Consider the following 2,702-nt stretch of genomic DNA (forward strand, 5'->3'; position numbering starts at 1 on the left):
CGTAGTTCGACACCCAGGTGGCGTCGGTGTAGATCGGTTCGGCCGCAAGCTCGACACGCTCACCGTTCAGTGCCTGGAGAGTGGTCGCCACCTGCACGGCCCGCCGCGCGGTGTCAGCCGCCACATCGGTGGCCAGCTCGGCGTGCGACGCGAAGCCCCAGGTGCCGTCGACGATGACCCGCACCGCCAACCCGAGTTCGCGCTCGACGACGGAGGTTTGCAGCTCGCCGTCGCGCAACTGGATGGTTTCGGTCGTGATGCGGTGAACCCGCAGGTCGGCGTGGCTCGCCCCGGCCGCGGTAGCCGCGGACAGCGCGGCGTCGGCCAGCTCGTGGCGGGGCAGGTTGAGGAAGTCCGAATCGATCCCCCGGTTCGGTGTCACCACTCCACCGTATCGACCGGCTTTAATATCCACATGTCGAGCCGGCGAACCACTGCGCTCGGGTACGCGTTGCTTGCGCCCAGCTTGTTCGGAGTGGTGACGTTTTTGCTGCTGCCGATCCTGGTGGTGCTGTGGCTCAGTGTGCACCGCTGGGATCTACTCGGGCCGATCCAGTATGCCGGACTGCGCAACTGGCGCTCGGTGCTGACCGACTCGACGTTCGGCAATTCCCTTGTCGTGACGCTGTTGTTCGTGGCGATCGTCGTGCCCGTGCAGACGGTGCTCGGCCTTGCTGTCGGGGCGATGCTGGCCCGTGGGCTTCCGGGCAGCGGCGTATTCCGCACGCTCTACGTGCTGCCGTGGGTCTGTGCGCCGCTGGCGATCGCCGTGTTGTGGCGCTGGATCCTGGCACCCACTGACGGCGCGGTCAGCACGGTGCTCGGCCATCAGGTGGACTGGCTGTCTGATCCGGGGCTGGCCTTGCCGGCGGTGTCGGCGGTCGTGGTGTGGACCAACGTCGGCTATGTCGCGTTGTTCTTCCTGGCCGGCATCTTGGCGATTCCTGCTGACATTCATGCGGCCGCCCGCACCGACGGCGCCACCGGTTGGCAGCGATTCTGGCGGATCACCTTGCCGATGCTGCGGCCGACGACGTTCTTCGTGCTGGTCACTGGAATCGTCAGCGCTGCTCAGGTTTTCGACACCGTCTATGCACTGACCGGCGGTGGGCCGTCCGGGCAAACCGATCTGGTGGCGCACCGCATTTACGCCGAGGCGTTCGGGTCGGCGGCGATCGGCCGGGCCGCGGTGATGGCGGTGGTGTTGTTCGTCGTCCTGGTCGGGGTGACGCTCGTGCAGCATCTGTTCTTTAGGCGGCGGATCACCTATGACCTCACTTAAGGCCCGTCCGGCGACGATGCGGGCCGGCACGGTCCCAGGAGGAGCCGAACCATCGAGCCTCGCGGTGTATGCCGGTCTGCTGGCCGGCGCAGTGTTGACGTTGGCGCCGTTCGCGCTCGGGTTGCTGACGTCGTTCACTTCGGCTCGGCAGTTCGCAACGGGCACTCCCCTGGCGCTGCCGCGGCCGTTCACGGCCGCCAACTACACGGGTTTGGCCGGCGCCGGTTTCGGTCGGGCGCTGGCCGTCACGGCGCTCATGACGGCGGTGATTCTGCTGGCACAGTTGACGTTTTCGGTGCTGGCGGCGTATGCGTTCGCGCGGCTACAATTTCCCGGCCGCGACGCTTTGTTCTGGGTGTACGTCGCGACGTTGATGGTGCCCGGCACCGTCACCGTCGTGCCGCTGTATTTGATGATGGCACAGTTGGGTTTGCGGAACACCTTCTGGGCTCTGGTGTTGCCGTTCCTGTTCGGATCGCCCTATGCGATCTTCTTGTTGCGCGAGCACTTTCGGTCAATTCCCAACGACCTGTTGAACGCCGCCCGACTCGACGGCGCCAACACGTTGGACACCATCGTGCATGTGGTGGTGCCGTCGAGCAGGCCGGTGCTGGTGACGTTGATGCTGATCACCGTGGTGTCGCAGTGGAACAACTTCATGTGGCCGCTGGTGATCACCAGCGGCGCCAAGTGGCGGGTGTTGACGGTGGCGACGGCCGCGCTGCAGTCGCGGTACAGCGCCCAGTGGACGCTGGTGATGGCCGCGACCACCGTCGCGATCGTGCCGTTGGTCATGCTGTTCGTGACGTTCCAGCGGCACATCGTCGCCTCGATCGTAGTGACGGGACTGAAATGAACCGCGAGATAGCAGCCAGGGCTGTTCTTTCCGGCGATCCACGACCCTCACTGCTGTCTCGGCGGGCCGTATGACCAGACCGCGGTACTCCACTCTGGCGCTATTGGCGTTGATATGCGTCGCGGCGCTGTTGGCTACCTTCGCGGCGGTGTTGAACCGCGCAGGCTCACCGCGCGGCGGTCATACGGTGATCACTGTTCGGCTCTGGGACGAGCAGGTGGCCGCGGCATACCGGGCATCGTTCGCGGCGTTCAGCCGTGCGCATCCCGACATCGAGGTACGCACCGACGTCGTCTCATATTCCACCTACTTCGACACCCTGCGCACCGATGTCGCCGGCGGCAGCGCCGACGACATCTTCTGGCTATCCAATGCGTATCTCGCCGCGTATGCCGACAGTGGCCGGCTGACGAAGATTGACGCCGATCCGGACTGGGAGCCGTCGGTGGTGGGCCTGTACACCCGCGGCGGCACGTTATGGGGTGTGCCGCAGCTGACCGACGGCAACATCTCGCTGTACTACAACGCCGATCTGCTCGCGGCGGCCGGCGTCGATCCTGGCGT

General features: G+C 65.7%; 4 protein-coding genes. 3 read left to right on the plus strand and 1 reads right to left on the minus strand.

The window, feature by feature from the left end:
• A partial coding sequence (locus WA317_RS17095; protein ID WP_425174160.1) for a PmbA/TldA family metallopeptidase occupies positions 1-382 on the minus strand: 382 nt, incomplete at its 3' end.
• Positions 383-415: 33 nt separating this feature from the next.
• Here WA317_RS17095 and WA317_RS17100 point away from each other — a divergent pair.
• The 3 genes from WA317_RS17100 to WA317_RS17110 all read left to right on the plus strand — a co-directional run.
• Complete coding sequence (locus WA317_RS17100; protein ID WP_425174161.1) at positions 416-1,282, plus strand: carbohydrate ABC transporter permease; 867 nt, start codon at positions 416-418, stop codon at positions 1,280-1,282.
• 16 nt (positions 1,283-1,298) lie between these two features.
• Entirely contained in the window at positions 1,299-2,138 is an 840-nt protein-coding gene (locus tag WA317_RS17105; protein WP_425174163.1) for a carbohydrate ABC transporter permease, read from the plus strand.
• Between the two features lie 70 nt (positions 2,139-2,208).
• On the plus strand, positions 2,209-2,702 hold a 494-nt coding region (locus WA317_RS17110), incomplete at its 3' end, for an ABC transporter substrate-binding protein (protein ID WP_425174162.1).

Origin of the sequence: Mycobacterium sp. (assembly GCF_049802695.1) — a bacterium.
Lineage (GTDB): Bacteria > Actinomycetota > Actinomycetes > Mycobacteriales > Mycobacteriaceae > Mycobacterium.